The sequence below is a fragment of the Arthrobacter sp. B2a2-09 genome (genome assembly GCF_027587375.1).
Lineage (GTDB): Bacteria > Actinomycetota > Actinomycetes > Actinomycetales > Micrococcaceae > Arthrobacter.
Genome location: NZ_JAMXIC010000010.1, coordinates 134,075 through 151,234, shown reverse-complemented (window position 1 = coordinate 151,234; position 17,160 = coordinate 134,075). Strand labels below are relative to the sequence as shown.

Annotated in this window: 20 protein-coding genes; 2 read left to right on the top strand and 18 right to left on the bottom strand. The window is 63.2% G+C overall.

The genetic code is table 11. From position 1 onward, the window contains the following. Window positions 1–28: 28 nt before the first annotated feature. The 18 genes from NFJ07_RS13080 to NFJ07_RS12995 form a co-directional block, all read right to left on the bottom strand. Window positions 29–1,132, bottom strand: a complete 1,104-nt coding sequence (locus NFJ07_RS13080) for an EscU/YscU/HrcU family type III secretion system export apparatus switch protein (protein ID WP_269994924.1) — start codon at window positions 1,130–1,132, stop codon at window positions 29–31. Continuing rightward, window positions 1,132–1,890: a flagellar biosynthetic protein FliR gene (locus tag NFJ07_RS13075; protein WP_269994922.1), complete on the bottom strand. Its 759-nt coding sequence runs from the start codon at window positions 1,888–1,890 to the stop codon at window positions 1,132–1,134. The genes NFJ07_RS13080 and NFJ07_RS13075 overlap by 1 nt, the downstream gene beginning before the upstream one ends. A gap of 1 nt (window position 1,891) precedes the next feature. Beyond that, complete coding sequence (gene fliQ / locus NFJ07_RS13070) at window positions 1,892–2,167, bottom strand: flagellar biosynthesis protein FliQ (protein WP_269994919.1); 276 nt, start codon at window positions 2,165–2,167, stop codon at window positions 1,892–1,894. Next, complete coding sequence (fliP, locus tag NFJ07_RS13065; protein WP_269994941.1) at window positions 2,167–2,994, bottom strand: flagellar type III secretion system pore protein FliP; 828 nt, start codon at window positions 2,992–2,994, stop codon at window positions 2,167–2,169. The genes fliQ and fliP overlap by 1 nt, the downstream gene beginning before the upstream one ends. A 62-nt stretch (window positions 2,995–3,056) precedes the next feature. Further along, complete coding sequence (gene fliO / locus NFJ07_RS13060) at window positions 3,057–3,569, bottom strand: flagellar biosynthetic protein FliO (protein WP_269994917.1); 513 nt, start codon at window positions 3,567–3,569, stop codon at window positions 3,057–3,059. Next, complete coding sequence (fliN, locus tag NFJ07_RS13055; RefSeq protein ID WP_269994916.1) at window positions 3,570–4,307, bottom strand: flagellar motor switch protein FliN; 738 nt, start codon at window positions 4,305–4,307, stop codon at window positions 3,570–3,572. Next, window positions 4,304–5,200 (bottom strand): flagellar motor switch protein FliM, encoded by an 897-nt coding sequence (locus NFJ07_RS13050; protein ID WP_269994914.1) that lies wholly within the window; start codon window positions 5,198–5,200, stop codon window positions 4,304–4,306. The genes fliN and NFJ07_RS13050 overlap by 4 nt, the downstream gene beginning before the upstream one ends. A gap of 298 nt (window positions 5,201–5,498) precedes the next feature. Next, entirely contained in the window at window positions 5,499–6,716 is a 1,218-nt protein-coding gene (locus NFJ07_RS13045) for an alkaline phosphatase family protein (RefSeq protein WP_269994912.1), read from the bottom strand. Between the two features lie 113 nt (window positions 6,717–6,829). Further along, window positions 6,830–8,959, bottom strand: a complete 2,130-nt coding sequence (locus tag NFJ07_RS13040; RefSeq protein WP_269994911.1) for a phosphocholine-specific phospholipase C — start codon at window positions 8,957–8,959, stop codon at window positions 6,830–6,832. Window positions 8,960–9,288: 329 nt separating this feature from the next. Continuing rightward, window positions 9,289–9,555: a DUF1016 N-terminal domain-containing protein gene (locus NFJ07_RS13035; RefSeq protein ID WP_333482058.1), complete on the bottom strand. Its 267-nt coding sequence runs from the start codon at window positions 9,553–9,555 to the stop codon at window positions 9,289–9,291. 108 nt (window positions 9,556–9,663) lie between these two features. Then, on the bottom strand, window positions 9,664–10,074 hold the full coding sequence (locus NFJ07_RS13030) for a VOC family protein (protein WP_059388226.1): 411 nt from the start codon (window positions 10,072–10,074) through the stop codon (window positions 9,664–9,666). Between the two features lie 66 nt (window positions 10,075–10,140). After that, window positions 10,141–10,953 (bottom strand): molybdate ABC transporter substrate-binding protein, encoded by an 813-nt coding sequence (gene modA / locus NFJ07_RS13025; RefSeq protein WP_269994910.1) that lies wholly within the window; start codon window positions 10,951–10,953, stop codon window positions 10,141–10,143. Then, entirely contained in the window at window positions 10,950–11,360 is a 411-nt protein-coding gene (locus NFJ07_RS13020) for a TOBE domain-containing protein (RefSeq protein ID WP_269994909.1), read from the bottom strand. The genes modA and NFJ07_RS13020 overlap by 4 nt, the downstream gene beginning before the upstream one ends. A gap of 179 nt (window positions 11,361–11,539) precedes the next feature. Continuing rightward, window positions 11,540–11,980, bottom strand: a complete 441-nt coding sequence (locus NFJ07_RS13015; protein ID WP_269994907.1) for a helix-turn-helix transcriptional regulator — start codon at window positions 11,978–11,980, stop codon at window positions 11,540–11,542. 81 nt (window positions 11,981–12,061) lie between these two features. Further along, a complete protein-coding gene (locus tag NFJ07_RS13010; RefSeq protein ID WP_269994906.1) occupies window positions 12,062–12,856 on the bottom strand; it encodes an OmpA/MotB family protein in 795 nt (264 codons plus the stop codon). Further along, entirely contained in the window at window positions 12,853–13,680 is an 828-nt protein-coding gene (locus NFJ07_RS13005; protein WP_269994904.1) for a motility protein A, read from the bottom strand. The genes NFJ07_RS13010 and NFJ07_RS13005 overlap by 4 nt, the downstream gene beginning before the upstream one ends. 3 nt (window positions 13,681–13,683) lie before the next feature. Continuing rightward, a complete protein-coding gene (locus NFJ07_RS13000) occupies window positions 13,684–13,938 on the bottom strand; it encodes a flagellar FlbD family protein (RefSeq protein ID WP_269994903.1) in 255 nt (84 codons plus the stop codon). A gap of 140 nt (window positions 13,939–14,078) precedes the next feature. After that, window positions 14,079–15,197: a COG4280 domain-containing protein gene (locus tag NFJ07_RS12995; RefSeq protein WP_269994902.1), complete on the bottom strand. Its 1,119-nt coding sequence runs from the start codon at window positions 15,195–15,197 to the stop codon at window positions 14,079–14,081. Between the two features lie 150 nt (window positions 15,198–15,347). On the opposite strand from NFJ07_RS12995, the gene NFJ07_RS12990 reads away from it, so the two are divergent. Next, complete coding sequence (locus tag NFJ07_RS12990; protein WP_269994901.1) at window positions 15,348–15,920, top strand: Chromate resistance protein ChrB; 573 nt, start codon at window positions 15,348–15,350, stop codon at window positions 15,918–15,920. Between the two features lie 178 nt (window positions 15,921–16,098). Then, window positions 16,099–17,157, top strand: coding sequence for an iron ABC transporter substrate-binding protein (locus tag NFJ07_RS12985; protein ID WP_269994900.1), 1,059 nt, complete (start codon window positions 16,099–16,101; stop codon window positions 17,155–17,157). The last annotated feature ends 3 nt before the right edge of the window (window positions 17,158–17,160 follow it).

Here is a 17,160-nt window from a genome sequence, read left to right as displayed (position 1 = left end):
GGGTTGCGGCTCATGCGTGGACGCCCTCTCATGCGGGGGCTCCGGCCATGGTTCCCGCCACGCCCGGCAAACGGTGCATTCCGCGGGCCGCTCCCCTGGCCTTGAGTGACATGACGAATGCCAGGACTCCCGCCACGGCCCGGTACAGCTCCACGGGGATTTCCTGGCCTAGCTCGCAGGCCGAATGCAGTGCCCTCGCCAGTGGGATGTCCTGGACCATCGGGACCGATTTCGCCTCCGCCTCTTCCCTGATTCGGGCAGCGATCACCCCCGCTCCCTTCGCCACGACGCGCGGTGCCGCTTTGCCGGCGTCGTACTTCAGCGCTACGGCGACGTGCGTCGGGTTGACGATCACGACGTCGGCGTCGGCGATCGCGCCGATCATCCGGTTCCGGCTCATGCTCAATTGGCGCGAGCGGCGCTGGGACTTGATGAGGGGATCGCCGTCGCTGTTCTTGTTTTCGTCCTTGATTTCCTTTTTGGACATGCGCGTCTTCTTGCGGTTGCGGCGCATGACCACGAAGATGTCCGCGGCGGCAAGGACCAGGCCCGCCAGCACGGCGAATTGGATCAACGAACCTATCCCTCCGGCCGCTGCCGAAAGGATGCCGGACACCGGCAGTCCCCCTGCGGTGAGCAGTACCGGGATGAGGCCCTGCACTACCGCGTACAGGACAAGCCCGACGACGGCGGTCTTCAGGAGCGCTTTGAGGCCGCCCCACAGCGCCTGGCCGCCGAAGATCCGCTTGAGGCCGCTGACAAGGTTGAAGTGTTCAAACTCCGCGCGGAACCTTTTGAAGTGGATTCCGCCCTGCAGTGCGGATCCGGCCAGCACTACCACCATGACCACCACGAACAGGGGCCCCAGCACCTGGGCCAAAGATCCGAACCCGGCCTCAAGCGCTGCCATGGCTTTGGCAGGCTCGGGGTTCGCGATCACGCCGCGGACGGTGAACAGTTGGTCCGCCGCAACGTTGGAGGCACGCTCGATGGTGGACGGGATCATGGCCGCCGCGGATCCGACGGCGAGCCAGGCGGTGAGGTCCTGCGAGCGGGAAAGCTGCCCCTTGGACCTGACTTCCCGCATCCGTTTGTCAGTGGCTTGCTCGGTTTTCTCCTGTGAATCCGACATCAGCCCACCCCCATCAGCGTGTTGGCCGCCTGCTCGGCAAGCATGGCAACGAGCCTCGGCAGTGCCAGGAAAAGGAACCCTGCGAGCCCCAGGGTGATGAAGACCTTGAGCGGGAAGCCCAGGGCAAAAGCGTTCAGGGCGGGCGCTACGCGGGTGAGGAGCCCCAGCCCGATGTCGGCGAGTACCAGTACCACCAGCAGCGGCCCGGCGATTTGCACGGCGGAAAGGAACATCCCGGTAACAGCCGAAATCATCGCGTGCACGGGCTGTGCCATGTCCAGCCCGCCAGCCAACGGCAAGGCCGTGAAACTTCCGGTCAGGCCACCGATCACCAACTGGTAGCCGTCGGAGGCGAAAAGCAGGGCCAAGGCAGCCATCTGCATCAGCCGGGTGAATTGGGCACCGTTGATCATCATCTGGGGATCGAAGCCCTGTGCCATCTGGAAGCCGCTGAAGAGGTCCATCAGGCTGCCGGCCGATTGGATGGCCGCGAAGACGAGCAAAACGAGGAAGCCAAGGACCAGACCGGTCACGAGCTCAAGGACCACGGCCGTGATGAAGCCGGCGGTGTCCTTGGAGGTGTAGCCAACGGAGAGGCGTTGGGAGACGGCCAGCCCCAAACCGAGGCCGAGCATGGCTTTGATGCGCAGCGGAATTGCTTGGTGCGCAAAGGGCGGCGCTACCACCAAGAAGGCGGTCATCCGGACGGAGGCCAACAAGAGGACCTCAAGCCAGGACTGGTTGAAGGGGAGCTCCACTTCACGATCCGCCGATCAGCCCGGGTATCCGGGCAAAGAGGTCATTGGTGAAGGAGACCGTCTCCGTGATCATCCAGTGCCCGCACACCACCAAGGCCACGGCCACGGCGACTGCCTTGGGCACGAAGGAGAGGGTGGCTTCCTGAAGCTGGGTGATGGACTGCAGCAAGGAAATGGCGAGGCCCACCACCAGCGCGGTCACCAAGGCGGGAGCGGCAAGCTTGGCCGCAAGAATCAAAGCCTGGAGGCAAATGTCCAGGACTGCGTTGGTATCCATCAGCCGCTCGAATAGCTCTGGATCAGGGCGGTGATCACGAGTCCCCAGCCGTCCACCAGGATGAACAGCAGGATTTTGAAGGGCAGCGAGATCATCACCGGCGGAAGCATCATCATGCCCATGGACATCAGCGCGGCAGAGACCACCAGGTCGATCACCAGGAACGGGATGAAAATGACGAAACCGATGATGAACGCTGCCCGGAGTTCGGAGATCATGAACGCCGGAATAAGGGTCTGCAGCGGGACGGATTGCGGGTTGGCTGGGTTATCCAGCTTGGCCGCGCGGGTCATGAGGGCAATGTCTTCTTGCCGGGTGTGGGCCACCATGAAGTGCTGGAGCGGCGCGGATCCGGCCGAAACGGCTCCGTTGAAGTCCAGCGTCCCGTTCAGGTAGGGCTGGATGCCAACGTTGTTGATCTCGGAAATCACGGGCCACATCACGAACAGGGAAAGGAAGAGCGCCAGCCCGGCCAGCACCTGGTTGGGCGGGATGGACGGGAGGGACAAGGCGTTGCGGGTCATGGCCAGCACCACGAAGATCTTGGTGAACGAGGTCATCATGAGCAGCAGGGCAGGAGCCACGGAGAGCAGCGTGATCCCGATCAGCGTCACCACTGCGGTGGATGGCTTTCCGTCCAGCCCATTGATATTGATGCTGACGTTGCCGTTGGAGGGCTGGGCCGGTGCCGTGGGGACTACCGGTGCGGCGGGAACTGCGGGCGCGGTGGGTGGCGTCGGGCTGATCGGTGCCGCATGTCCAGCGGACATGCCCAGCCACAAAAAGAGGGCCGTCAGCAACAGGACGCAGAGCACCGCGGGAAGCATCTTGCGCACGGCGAGCAATATCCTGCCGGTGCGTCGGGCATCGGCAGGCCCAAGAGTCAGGATCAATTCCGGCGTCCCCTGATGGCCTCGGCGGCCTGCCGCCAGGTGGAACCCGCAAGGATGGATCCGTGCATGGGTTGTGCTTTATCCAGCTCGCTGCGGCGGTGGATCTCGCTCCGGCGCGTGAATCCACTGGTTTGGGGCCCACTCCCTTGAAAAGCAGCGGCTTGGGACTCGTTGTCCGCAAGCGGCCCGCCAGCGGCGTCGCGGAAGATGTCGGCGAAACTCTCCGGTGCCGGAAAGTTCTCCGGAAGTTCCACCGGGACGTCGCCGCTGTGCAGGACGTTGATGGCGTGCTCGGTGACACCCAGAAGGAAGCGTTTGTCGCCAGCGTCGACCACCACCACGGAGGCCTTTTGGCCAACCGTCTGCCTGCTGACAACCGTCAGGGTGGTACTGGCCCGGCGTCGGCCCTTGGCTTTGCCTTTGAGAAGGCGGCGTTGCAGGACCCATATGAGCCCCAGCACCGCACCCAGGGCCACGAGTACGCGCAGCCCGAGGATGAGCGAATCCATCTAGTAGATTCCCTCGGCGACGTCGAGGATGCGGGTGATGCGCACTGCGTAGTCCTGGTCCACGACGACGACTTCCCCGTGGGCGATCAGGCGGCCGTTGAGGAGGACGTCCGCGGGTGCACCGGCCGAGCGGTCCAGTTCGATCACTTTGCCCGGTTCCAGGGCGAGGGCGTCGCGCACGGACATGCGGGTGCGGCCGATTTCCACGGTGAGCGCCATTTCGACGTTGCTGATCAGTCCGAGGCGGGACGAAACCGCACCGGACTGGGCGTTCCGCACGGCAGCGGTGTCCCGCACGGTTCCGTGTTCGCGGACCCGGACGGCGAACCAGCCGAACGTTTGCCCACCGTCGGACGAGGGAGACTGGCGCAGTTCAAAAACGGCGGTTTCGGGGTCGGCCAGCAGCCCTGCGGCGTCTTCCTCGCGCAACTCCCCCAGCACTCCGGCGTCGAACGCGTCAGCCGCGTGCTCCATCGCGGGACGCAAGATGTCGACGGCGGAGACGACCCCGGGGCTCTGCATCCCGCCGCCCGCGGCGGCCAGGAAGGAACGGTCCGTGAGAATGAGTGCGAAGTCCGTGGTCACCGCGCCCACGAAAGTGGCCGTGATCGCGAGGGGTGCATATGCCGCAGCGGCCTGGGACGGGACAATGCCGGAGACGTGCAGCGTGGCAGGAGTCGGCAGCTGAGTGGCCAAGCGCTCCGCTGCGGACTCCTGCAGGGTCAGGGTGATGCTCATCGCTGGTTCTCCTCGATTGTGACGATGACGGCGGCTGCGCGGGAGCCGTTGCGGGCAGGTGCGGCGGTAGCCAGCCGGGTGCCGTTGATGGCGACGTCGAACGGCCGGTTCTCCAGGTGCGGCAGCGGAATGACGTCCCCGACGGCGAGGCCCAGGATCTGCGCTGGCGTCACCGGAGTCGGACTCAACTGGATGGCTACGTCCACCGGCACCTGGGTGACCTGGGCGCGGACCAGTGCCTCGGCGTCGCGGCTATGGACAGTGGGATTCACGTCGCCGAGCCCGGAAAGCAGTATGTCGGCGGGAATCGCGAGACTGGCTGCGGCAAGGGTTTCGCCCACCTTCACCGTGAATGAGGCCACGATCATGAGCTCCGCCGGAGCCGCGGCTTGGGCGAACTGGGAGTTGTACTGGATGACGTCCATGCGCACCGGGGTGGTCAGCAGGGCCCCAAGCGAATAGCTCAGGTCCTCCAGTCCGTCTTCCACCATGCGGCTGATGAGGGCCTGCTCGATCTGGGTGAACTTCCGATCCGGGACGGCAGTCTCACTGGCCCCACCCAACATGCGGGTGACCCAGGACAACGCCGCCGTGGCAGGAAACTGCATGACCAGCCGCGACTCACTGCCCTCAATGCGGCACAGCACCATCGAGGTGACCGAAGGGAGGGACGCGGCGTATTCGTCGTAGCTCTGCATGATGAGCTGTTCAAGGGTCGCGGTGGATTTCACGCGGACCTTGGCCGTGAGCTGTGTTCCCCATTGGCGGGCGAACGTCTCGAAGGCGACTTCCAGGACGCGGCTGTGCTGGCGCGGCAGGGTGGTGGGCCTGCGGAAGTCGTAGACGTCCACGGTGCGCTGCCGTCCCGCCGATTGATCTTCCTGTTCACTCACGGTTGCCACTATCGGCAAGGAAAGTGTGCGCGTAAGGGACTGATTATTGGGTGAATGAGGATACCGACTGGTCGGGAACAAGATGACACGCGCCGGCATCGCCTACATCCTGGGCAAGTACGTAATCGCTGGGAGGGAAGTCAACCCTGCGGCATTGCCTAACGGGAAAAGTGGCCGCGCCGGATAACGGGACGGCCTGTCTGCGTGTGCTGTGCAGACAGGCCGTCAATATTTGAACGCCTTGAAGGCTGCTCCAGAGGCCCTTATACCGGCGCCAAATCGCCGAAGTCCTCCCGGGTCAGGGGTGAAAGAGCTCCTCGAAGGTGCCCGATGTGGTGGGTGAGCACGTGTTGGCTAGGCAGCCCAGATGCCACAGGTGCTGCAGCGTGGACAGCAGAGTGTAGTGGTCGGAAAGCTGGTTCGTGGTCTTGTGCGGCCCTTCAGCCGAGTTGATCACGATCATAGGTGCGTGGCCGCCGCCGAGCACCGCGGTGCCGGGGCCGCTGGGCGTGCTGTAGCCGACCGGGCTACCGGGGCCGCCCGAGGACCCGGAGTAGTCGTTCTCATCCCAGGCGAGCACGATGCTGGAGTTGGTGGTCTTCCAAGTGGTGGAGTTCATGATCTCCTGCACCTGCTGCTTCACGTAGGCGTCACCGAGCTGGATGGCGCCGTGGTCCAGGCCGGAATCCGGGTAACCGCACTTCGGCAGGTTGATCAGAGCGGCCCCCGACGGGGAGACCCCGTGCATGTCATGGCACTGGTTCGGGCTGATCCAGACGAAGTTCGGCACGTTGCCGGAGGCCAGGTCTTTGCTGAAGTTGTTCTCCAGCGGCACGATGTTCTGCAGCCGCGGGTTGCCCGGGGAGTTGATCCGGGAGAAGTACATGAACGGGTTGTGCTTCTGCGCGTAGAGCTTGACCGTGGTGCCGTTGACCACCGGGGCGTACTCGGCCTGGGAACCCACGGACGGAAGGTTCTCCATGTAGGCCTTCCAGCTGCGGCCGGAATCCTCGAGCTGGTCCACGATGGTCCGGCCGGAGAACATGTGCGGCGTGGTGGCGGCCTTCTGGTACTGGGCCGGGGTGAGGAAGGCGTCGAGGGCCGTGTCCCCGGAAGAAGTCGTGAACTCCTCCGGAGCACAGGTGACAGTGGCACCCGCCTTGCAGTCATCGTGCAGGCCCTGGAAGTCGCCGGAGATCGTGGCGAGATAGTTGGGCATGCTGGGGTGGGTGACGCCGTGGTAGTTGCTGGCGACGTTGTACTTCTGCGCGAGAGAGGAGATGTACGGGGCGTCGGCAGTGTTGCCGATCACCTGCTCGTACCCGTGGTTCTCCATCATGATCACGAAGACGTGATCAGGACCATTGGCCCCTTGCCCGCTAACCTGGGCGGGAGAGCCCGAAGTCGCCGTCGCGTTGGCGGGGGCAACCGCGCCGACGGCAGCGGCCCCTGTGAGCGCGATGGTGGCAGCAAGCGCTGCTGCGCCTGCCGCCCGGTTTTTCAGGATGCTGATCATTGAATAATCCTTTCGATTTACGCCCCGGACGGGGTGCCTGTTTCTCGGGTACGGCAGCAAGGTAAGGCTGATAGACGCTTGCTTGCGCTCAACTCGCACCCTTGATTGGCGGTCTATTGACGGTTGAGTGCACTGCCTGTGGCAGGGTCGCTGTAGCTGGGTTTGCCGTTTTCGTGGTGACCGGCGAACCGTCGCAGGTATTGCGGGGCGTCTTCATCGGCAACGCTCACGTCGTACCAGCCGTGGCTGGACTCCAGTTCGATGTCCCTGGAAACAGTTTTCCCGGGCGGGACGGTGACTTTGAGCCCTTTGCCCTGGTCGTAGGCATTGGAGATGCGAACCTTCCGGGGGCGCGTTCCGGAATTGCTGAGCACGATCTGCACCGTGGTGCCAGCGATGTCCTCCTGTACCTTGGCCTGGAGTTCGTCCGGGTCCGTGAGGCTGCCCTTGAACTCGGCAAGGTAGCCGTTGGCGCCCCACACTCCCAGGGCGTAGGACGTGTCGCCGGACCAGGAGTCGCGGACAGTGTCTTTCGCGGCAACCTGGTAGCGGCGCGGCGCGTCCTGTGGAGATCGCCCGTTGCGGACCAGGAAGTGGGCGCCAGCCTCGCCCTGATTTGAGAACTCCAGCCTGAGCTCGGAGCTGCCGGAGCGTAGGAACTCGACGCCGAATCGGTACGGAAGTGGTCGTGCCGGCCGGACACCGGGTGCCTGCTGCGGCATCGACTGCGGATTCTGGACCGAGAACGGCTGGCCTTGCCCCTGGATGGGTGCAGGCGGGTTCGTTGCGGTGAAGCCGGTCTGCGCCCTGGAGAAGTCGAACGCCGATGTGAGGTCTCCGCAGACGGAACGGCGCCAGTCGCTGATGTTCGGCTCGGGCACGCGGAACCGCTTTTCCAGGAATCGGATGACCGAGGTGTGGTCGAATACTTCCGAACAGACCCATCCGCCCTTGCTCCAGGGTGAGATGACGAGAAGGGGAACCCTGGGCCCGAGGCCAATGGGTTGTTTCCCGTGAGGGTCGGCACCGGGCACCAATGGGTGGGCTTCACCGGGGTGCAGATCCAGATCGAGGAATTCATCAGCCAGGCTGGCCGAGAGTGACGCCGATACCATGCCGTCAGTACCGGGGCGGTTCTTCAACGGCGGCATGGGAGGCACGACGTGGTCGAAGAAGCCATCGTTCTCGTCATAATTCAGGATCAGCGCCGTCTTTGCCCAGACTTTGGGATCTGCGGTGAGCGCGTCCAGGACCGTGTCGATGTAGTAGGCGCCGTCCGTCGGCGAAGCCAAGGGATGCTCGCTGTACTTATAGGGCGACACTATCCACGACACGGCGGGCAGTGTGCCGTTGAGCACGTGCTGTTTAAGTTCGGCAAGGGTGTGCGTCGACGCGCCGTTGTCCACGAGCGGCCCGCTGGCCCCTTGGGCCCGTTGGAAGTTGGCGAAGAATTCAAGGGAGTTGTCGGTGTAGTTGTCCGTTGGTTGGCCCGGAACACCCGTTCCTCCCTGGTAGACCCGCCAGCTGATGCCGTTCTGCTGAAGCCGCTCGGCGTAGGTTGTCCAGGTGTAGCCGTTGGTGACGTTTCGTTCCCCGATGCCGGGCCCATTCTTGGCCGAGCCGAGCCGGTTTTGCGGGTCGATGGTACCCGTCCACAGTGCGATGCGGTTCGGCGCGGTATCGGCGTGGACGGAAGCAAAATACGCGTCGCAAACGGTGAATGAGTCCGCAAGGGCACGATGGAAGCTGTTTTCCTTCTCGGACAGATAGGCCATCGTCATTACGTCTTGCTTTTGGTTTACCCACTGGTCCCAGCGACCCTCGTTCCACGCCAAATGGCCGCTGCTCCAGCCGTGGTCGGTACCGGCGATGTTTTCGGACGTCCTGGCCGAATCGAGATAGAACGGCAGGACGTATGGTGCGTCTGCAGGCAATCCGCGTGCGTGGTAGCGAGCGGTTTGAACGGTAGCAGGGGGTTGATGCCAGACATCGTTGCCATTGGGAAGCAGCCACGGACGTGGATCACCGAAGCCACGCACACCGCGCATGGTGCCGAAATAGTGATCGAAGGACCGGTTCTCCTGCATCAGGATGACGACATGCTCGACGTCGTCGATCGTGCCGCTTCGCACTGCCGGTTCCGCCGCCAGAGCCCTCCCGATCGATGCCGGCAACGCCATTGAGGCGGCAGCAGCCGCAACGCCCCCAAGCAACTGTCGTCGATTCACCGTAACCATGTTCATACCCTTTCTGTAGCTGTCGATCACTGCGTCCCGAGCATCGTCCATGGCCAATCTGGCGGTCAAGGAACCTGCGGCCGACAAGCAAATGAACAAAAAAACCAAAACATTTGGCGCAAAGCGAAAGTGCAGACCACTTGGGAGGCACAGAAGGTTCAACGATGCCTGGACAGTTAAGCCTGGCGCTGTCGCCGGAGGCCCTCGTTAACAGTGCCGCGGCGATCAGCCCGGTGTCGGGCTCGACGACGATGTGGGCCTCGGTCCGAACCGCACCACGGAAGCTAGCCCGCGATGCCCACCTGCTGGTCCGCCCGCAGGGGAATGGGACTCGATCAGCGATGAGCTGTACAGGACCTACGACGCCAAGGACGATGAGCAACGCGCGACCAGCCGTATTCCACCGCTGCGGCCGCATAGGCTTCGGTAGTCCCAGGGTCGAGTTTCTTGTCCAAGAGGACCATGATGTGGCCCCAAGGCAATTGCGCAGCGGGCCGCTGCGCAATTGGACCGTCGGGCCAGGCGGCCCCGAACGTAGTCATGTACTGGATGTTCCGAGGGGACAAGCCCTTCATATCGGGGAATTCTGTGGCGTAGCCCATTGGCTGCTCGATGCCGCGGGCAGAGGCACCGACAGTAACGGTGCGCGAAAGCCAGAGGTTCCACCCCATCGGGACGGAACCTCTGGCTTTCGTTGATCGATCGGCTAGCTAAGCGGCCGGGGCCTGCGAAATCCTCACCATGTTGCCCGAAGGATCACGGAAGGCGCAGTCGCGGGGACCCCACGGCTGGTCGATTGGCTCCTGCATAACCTCCGCGCCGGAAGCCCTGACCTTTTCGAAGAGCGTGTCGACGTCATCGGAGCGGAAGACGATCGGCCCCAGGACGCCCTTGGTGAGCAACTCCTGGAGCGAATCGCCGTCGGCCTTGGACCGGCCCGCGTGCGGTTCGGAAAGCACGATTTCAACGCCCGGCTGGTCCTTGCTGCCGAGCGTCACCCAACGGAATCCGCCCTGCGCGACGTCGTTGAGTACCTCGAGGCCGAGGGCGTCCCGGTAGAAGGTGAGTGCTTCGTCGGGATCGTTGACAGTGATGTGTGAGTACTGCAGTGAAATAGTCATGGCAACGACGCTAGTCCTCGGCAACCGCAAGCGCTTCTCGAATCCTGCTCGCTTCTCCCCGGAGGTCTACGGAGTTCCGAAGCCGGCGTCGCCGAGAACCTTCTTGCCTTCACTTCCGGTCACCAACGCGATGAAAGCGGCGGCCAGATCCTTGTTCTTGCTAGTGCTCACAGTCCCGATAGGGTACGTGTTGACGGCCTTGTCCGACTCGGGGAAAGTGATTCCCTTGACCTTGTCCCCCGCGCCCTTGACGTCGGTGACGTAGACGAGTCCGGCGTCAGCCTCGCCGGAGGCGACCTTCCCGAGGACGTCAGTCACGGAAGACTCTTCGCTGACGGGCTTCAGGGTTGTGCCGGTGGCCTTTTCAATGGTTTGGGCGGCGGAGCCGCAGGGTACTTGGCTGGCGCAGACGACCACCTTGACCCCTGGCTTGGCCAGGTCCGCGAAGGAACTGATCGACGCCGGATTGGACGGCGGGACGGCAATGGTCAGGACGTTGGTGGCGAAGTTCTTCGCCGTTCCGTCAAGCAGCTTGGCGTCGGACAGCTTGGCCATGTTCTTCGTGTCCGCCGAGGCAAAGACGTCCGCCGGAGCGCCCTGGGTGATCTGCGTGACGAGGTCTGAAGACCCGGCGAAGCTCAGGGCTACTTTGGTGCCCGGGTTCGCTGCCTCGAATTCGCTGGCCAGCTTGGTGAACGTTGCCTTCAGCGAGGCAGCAGCGTAAACCGTCACCGTACCGGAAAGCTTTGGCGTTTCGCTGGCGCTGGCGGATCCGCTGCTTGCCGTGCTGGCGGGACTGCCTGAACCGCAGCCGGCCAGAGCCGCCACGAGTGCGCCGGCAACGAACAGCGCGGCGAAAGGCTTGCGGGTGATCCTCATATGGTGCTCTTTCCTTGGGGTGTTTCGATGATGACGGTGGTGGCCTTGACCACGGCCGTGGCTACTGAGCCGAGTTCGAGCCCGAGTTCACGGACGGCCTCGCTGCTCATGAGGGATACGACGCGGAAGGGACCGCACTGCAGTTCCACCTGTGCCATGACCTTGTCGGCCGTGATGCCGGTGACCAAGCCGACGAAGCGGTTGCGTGCCGAGCGGCCCACCCGGGTGGGATCCTCGGGCAGCTGGGCCTGGTCCCGCGCGAGGTGGGCGAGTTCCAGTCCATCCACGGCCAGCCGGCCGGAATCATCCTTGACCGGGGTCAGGATGCCGTTCTCGGTCCAGCGCCGGACGGTGTCGTCACTGACGCCCAGGAACCGAGCTGCTTCAGATACTCGAATATTTGGCATAGCTTCAGAATAATCCTCAAATGCGGTTATGACGGCACGTATTTTCCGCAAATCAAATGTGACCCGTATTTTCGGGGGCGGTGCTGTCCCGGCTAAAAGACGTCGCTAACGCAGCAGAGGTCCCACCCCATCGGGGGCGGAACCTCTGGCGTATGGCGGCCGGCTACGGCGGCAGTTAGTTAGTCCGCGGCGACCGCAAGGGCTTCCCGAAGCTTGCTTGCTTCGTTCCGGCTGGGCCGCGTGCGTATCTTCGCCACGCACGCAGGCATGGCAGCCACGGCCAGGTGCTCGCGGGCGCGGTACGTGCTGGGCGGCACCCCCACGAGTTCGGTGAAGCGCGAGCTGAAAGAGCCAAGTGACGTACAACCGACCTCCATGCAGGCGTCGGTCACGCTCATTCCGCCGCGCAGGAGCGCCATCGCGCGCTCGATTCGGCGCGTCATGAGGTAGTTGTAAGGGGTCTCGCCGTAAGCGGCCCGGAACTGCCGCGAGAAGTGTGCCGGTGACATGAACGCATGGCTGGCCATGGTCGGCACGTCGAGGGGCTTTGCGTACTCGCGGTCGATCAGGTCACGGGCCTTGCGCAAGTACGTGAACCTGGCGATGTCTTCCGGGGTCATGCCACGAGCGTACCTCGGCATGGCGATCACTTCCATGGTGCCCGACGCCGTGCGGTCACCGGCCGCTACAAGCGCGCCGCCCTATTGGCCGGCCCTCGCCTTGAGTGCTTCGGGGATCAGGGCGCGGACCACCTCGGGTTTGTCCGAGAGGACGACGACGTCGACCCTGCGGTTGAGTTCCATCAGGGCTTCGGTGGAGTCGTCGTTGACCTGCCTGGCGGATCCGAACGCGACAGCGCCTATGTGCCCTGCCGAAATGCCTCCATGGTCGACGAGGTACCTGAGGACGTTGACGGAGCGCGCAGAAGAAAGCTCCCACGTGGAGGGGTACGAGGTGACTCCGTTGGCGGCATGGCCTTCCACCATGATTTCAAGCGCCGCCTTGGCCATCGGCGGAGCAATCATGCCAAGAACCTGGCTCGCGCGGGGCGTGAGATCCGGCCGGTCGGCTTCGAAAAAGGTCTGTGATCCCACGAGCTTCACTGTGAGTCCGCGTTCGCTGATCTGGAATTGTACATTGGCCCCCAGCCCCGCGGCGTCGAGCTTGGACTTCATCTCGTCGCGCAAAGCGGTGAGCCGGTCCACTTCCTTGAGCGCGAGGTCCAGGTTGGAGAATCCCTGGGCGTCGGCGTGGGTGTATTCCGGTGGAACGACTGTGCCTGTGGCGGTGTCCACCTTCTGGCTGACCACCGTGCCGAAACCCGTGGCCAACGAATTGCGGAGCTTGTCGAATTTTGCCTGGTCCACGGTGGACATGGCGAATAGCACGATGAACATGCACATGAGCACCGTGACCATGTCCATGTAGGAAGCCATCCAGCGTTCGTCGACGTGTTCTTCCGCCGGGGGTGAACCGCGGCGGCGGCGGGACCTCATGCGGCCTTGGACGAAGCGAATTTGCCGGGGCGGGCTTCGTCGTCGTCGCTCTTCTTTGCGGATTTCGCCTTGCCGAGCCTGTCGGCCGGAACCATGGCATGGAGCCGTTCTGCGAGCAGGAGGGGCTGGGTCCCGTTCTGCACCGCCAGCATGCCTTCCATCAGGAGGGTCATGCGTTCGATTTCGAGCTCGGACAGTCGCTTGAGCCGCGAGCTGAACGGGAGCCAGATGAAGTTCGCGGACAACAAGCCCCAGAGGGTGGCCACGAAAGCGGAGGCGATCATTGGTCCCAGATGATCGGGTGAGGAGAGGTTTTCAAGGACGTGGGTCAGCGATACCACCGTGCCGATAATGCCGATGGTTGGCGCGTAGCCGCCCAGGCTGGCGAAGAATTTTGCAGAGACGTGGTCGCTGCGCATCTTGGTGTCGATCTCGTCTTCCATGAGGATGCGCAGCTCTTCGGCATCCGTGCCGTCGGCGATGTTCTGGAGGGCCCGGGCCAGAAAGGGATCCTTCTCGTCCGCAGCCGCCTCTTCAAGGGAGAGGAGGCCCTCGCTCCGAGCCTTCTCGGCAAAGCCGATCAGCTGGTCGATGCTGTCCTGCGGCTTGTCCGTCTTTCCCTTGAACGCTTTGGGGAGGTCCTTGAACGCCCGGACGGTATCGCGGAACGTGTTCCCGGCCAGACCCACGGCCAAGGTGGCACCGAAAACCAGGACCATGGGCGCGGGAAGCAGGAGGGCCATGAGGTTGGCGTCTTCGAGGGTCACCATGGCGACCACCGAGCCGAAGGCCAGGAACAAGCCAATTATTGTCGAGGGATCCATGGCTTACCTTCCGTCCGGGTCCGGTGTGCGCACGAGGCTCAACGGATAGCCCGTCACGGTGGGGAGATCCTGTGCCCGCCGAAGAATGTAGGCCCGGTAGTTCGCAATCAGTTCCACGACCTCCGCGAGGCTTTCCCGCACAACGTACGTAGCGCCGTCGAGGGTCACCAGATGGGTGTCCGGGCTTTCGTGGATCCGTTCAATGATGTCCGGATTCACGGCAAAGCGGGTGCCGTTCAGGCGGGTGACAACGATCATGGGCCGTTTCTGCTTTAGCTAGGGAGACGCTCGTAGGAGGGCGGTTCAGTTCCTACTGTCGGCCGGAGGCTCGCTCGCGTTAGCTTGCCGCCGATCTGCGTCGCTCAAACGACCCCATCAGCGCAGGTCCACGATCGCGGTCAGGACTTGCGGACCAAGCGGGAAAGCGCCATGGGAAGCGTCAAAACTGCGACGGCGGGGACCACCCACCAGCTTCCCCCGACTCCCGCGGAGCTCAGTGCCGCGGTGACCGCAAAGGATGCGGCTATGGCAAGGGCCACCCTCCAGTCGTCGCCAATGATGAAGTCGTACCAGAACAAGCCGAACCGTTTGAGCGAGTCCACCACTGAGGCCTTGCGCGGCCCTTCAGGAAGGTTCACCCCGGCGGTCACTGTGCGGGTCCGCGCCGCGGCCCCGGTTTCCGGATCACTGGACTCCAACGATGCTCCTACCGGAGAACCGCCGTCGGGGATGGCACCGGCGAACCCCGGGGCGGACTGGCTTAGCGCGGACACCGCAGCAGGCGTGGATTTGGACGGACGACGGCGAAGAACAACCACGATCGCCAAGGCGATGACGGCCAAGCCGGGGATGATGACCAGGAGGGAAAGGTCAGCCGCGGGCCACACGGCACCGGCACCCTCGGCTCCCCAGAAGATGCCGAAACCGGTCAGCATGATGCCGACGATGAACTTCATGGTGTTCTCCGGCACCCGCGAAAGGGGTCCGCGGACGATGATCGCCGCAACGGCCACAAGGACAACTGCCGCTGCCGCGGTCCACGCGGCCAGTCCTAGTTGGCCCTGGATGTTGCCGAAGGTGACCACGATGAACGCAACTTCGAGTCCTTCGAGCAGGACGCCCTTGAAGGAGAGGGTGAAGGCGTACCAATCGCCCACCCCGAAGCGGGACCTCCCGGATGCGGACTGTGCCGCGGCAAATTCTCGGCGATAGATCACCTCCTCGTCATGAAGGGCCTTGTGACCGCTGGCGCGAAGGATGGCCTTGCGCATCCACTGGAGGCCGAAGACAAGCAGGAGCCCTCCGACGAAGATGCGCAGGATGTCCAAGGGAATCAGGGCGATCGCGGGCCCGAAGACGATGACGACGGCGGCCAGGACAACCAGTCCGGCCCCGACGCCGGAAAGGGCTGAACGCCAATCACGGGCAGTGCCTGCCGCGAGAACGATGGTGGCGGCTTCCACGGCTTCGACCAAACAGGCAAGGAAGACGGACAGGAGCAACGCGGTGGTATTCAAAGGGTGCCGCTCTCTTTCTGTAACAGCTGTTAGATCTTCAACCTAATGATTGTGACTCCATACTCATAACAGATTCTACTGTTCTGGTGAATGAAAAGTTAAGGGCTTTCAACTCCTCAGCCCCGGAGCGACGGCGGATAGAATCCGAACATGCGCCCTGCCGAATCGACCGACACTCCGGACGCGGGCGGGGCAGCCGAATGGCTGATCCTCGTCTACCGCGTTCCCTCCGAGCCCACCCGGTTGCGCGCAGCGGTGTGGCGGCGACTCAAAGGATTGGGCGCCGTCTACCTGCAAAACTCGATCGCCGCGCTCCCGAAGTCACCGGCAGCGGAACGGGCACTCCAGAAACTGCGCCACGAAATCCTTGACATGCCCGGAACGGCAATCCTCATGTCTTCCACGGTCATCGCGGGCGACTCCCACATCCTGAGCCTCTATCAAACGGCCCGCAGCGATGAATACGACGAGATCGTTGACCGCTGCAAGGATTTTCTCGCCGGGATCGAGAAGGAATACCAGGCCAACCACTTCACGTATGCCGAGCTTGAGGAAAACGAGGTCGACTACACAAAGCTCGTCAACTGGCTCGCCAAAATCCGGGCGCGCGACACCTTCCAGGCGCCCGGCTCCACTGAAGCCGACGCCGCCCTGGCCCAATGCGCACAGGCCTTGGAGGACTACGCCAGCAGGGTCTACGCAGAAGAATCCGAGGCCCACTAAGCGGCACATCCACCGCTCACGTATTAGGTCATGTAAATCTTGCGTAATACATGTGATTCCGGTCACGATGGGGCATTCTGGATGGAAATTTAGGTATGGCTAACCTAAAGTTTCAAGCTGTGAGCCCGCTTTTCCATCCCCCGGGCTCCCCTGGATTTGCTCGCAGAAAGAAGCCCTCATGAAGATTCGCGCAAATGCGCTGGCCGGCATCGCACTCGCCGCCACTGCAGCTCTCAGCCTGGCCGCTTGCGGCAACGGCACTGCCTCCTCCGCAGCCACTGGCTCCGCTTCCGCCGCCGCTAAGGTGACCGGTGAAATCACCGTCTACAACGCCCAGCACGACACCCTGACCAAGGAATGGGTGGACGCGTTCACCAAGGAGACCGGCGTCAAGGTCACCGTCCGCCAGGGTTCGGATACCGAGCTCTCCAACCAGATCATCCAGGAAGGCGCGGCATCCCCGGCCGATGTCTTCCTCACGGAGAACTCCCCCGCCATGGCCCAGGTTGAGAACGCCGGCCTCTTCGCCGACATCGACAAGGCCACCGTGGACCAGGTCCCGGCCGAGTACCGTCCGTCCACCAACAAGTGGACCGGCATCGCCGCCCGCTCCACCGTCCTGGTGTACGACAAGACCAAGATCAGCGACGACAAGCTGCCCAAGTCCATGCTGGATCTGGCCAAGCCGGAGTGGAAGGGCCGGTGGGCTGCTTCGCCGTCCGGCGCTGACTTCCAAGCCATTGTTGCCGCCCTCCTCGAACAAAAGGGCGAGGCCGCCACCACGGAGTGGCTCAAGGGCATGAAGGACAACTTCAAGGCATATAAGGGCAACAGCACGGCTATGAAGGCAGTCAACGCCGGCGAAGTCGACGCAGCGTTGATCTACCACTACTACTACTACGGCGACCAGGCCAAGACCGGCGAGAACTCCAACAAGGTCACGCCATACTTCTTCAAGAACCAGGACCCGGGCGCCTTCCTGTCCGTTTCCGGTGGCGGCGTGCTGAAATCCTCCAAGAATTCCGCAGCTGCCCAGGCTTTCATCAAGTTCATCACCGGCAAGCAGGGCCAGGAAGTCCTCAAGAACGGCACTTCCTACGAATACGCCATCGCTTCCAACGTGGACTCGAACGCTAAACTCGTTCCCATCAAGGATCTGCAAGCTCCCACCGTGGATCCGGCCAAATTGAACTCCGCAAAGGTCACCGACCTGATGACCAAGGCAGGACTGCTGTAATTC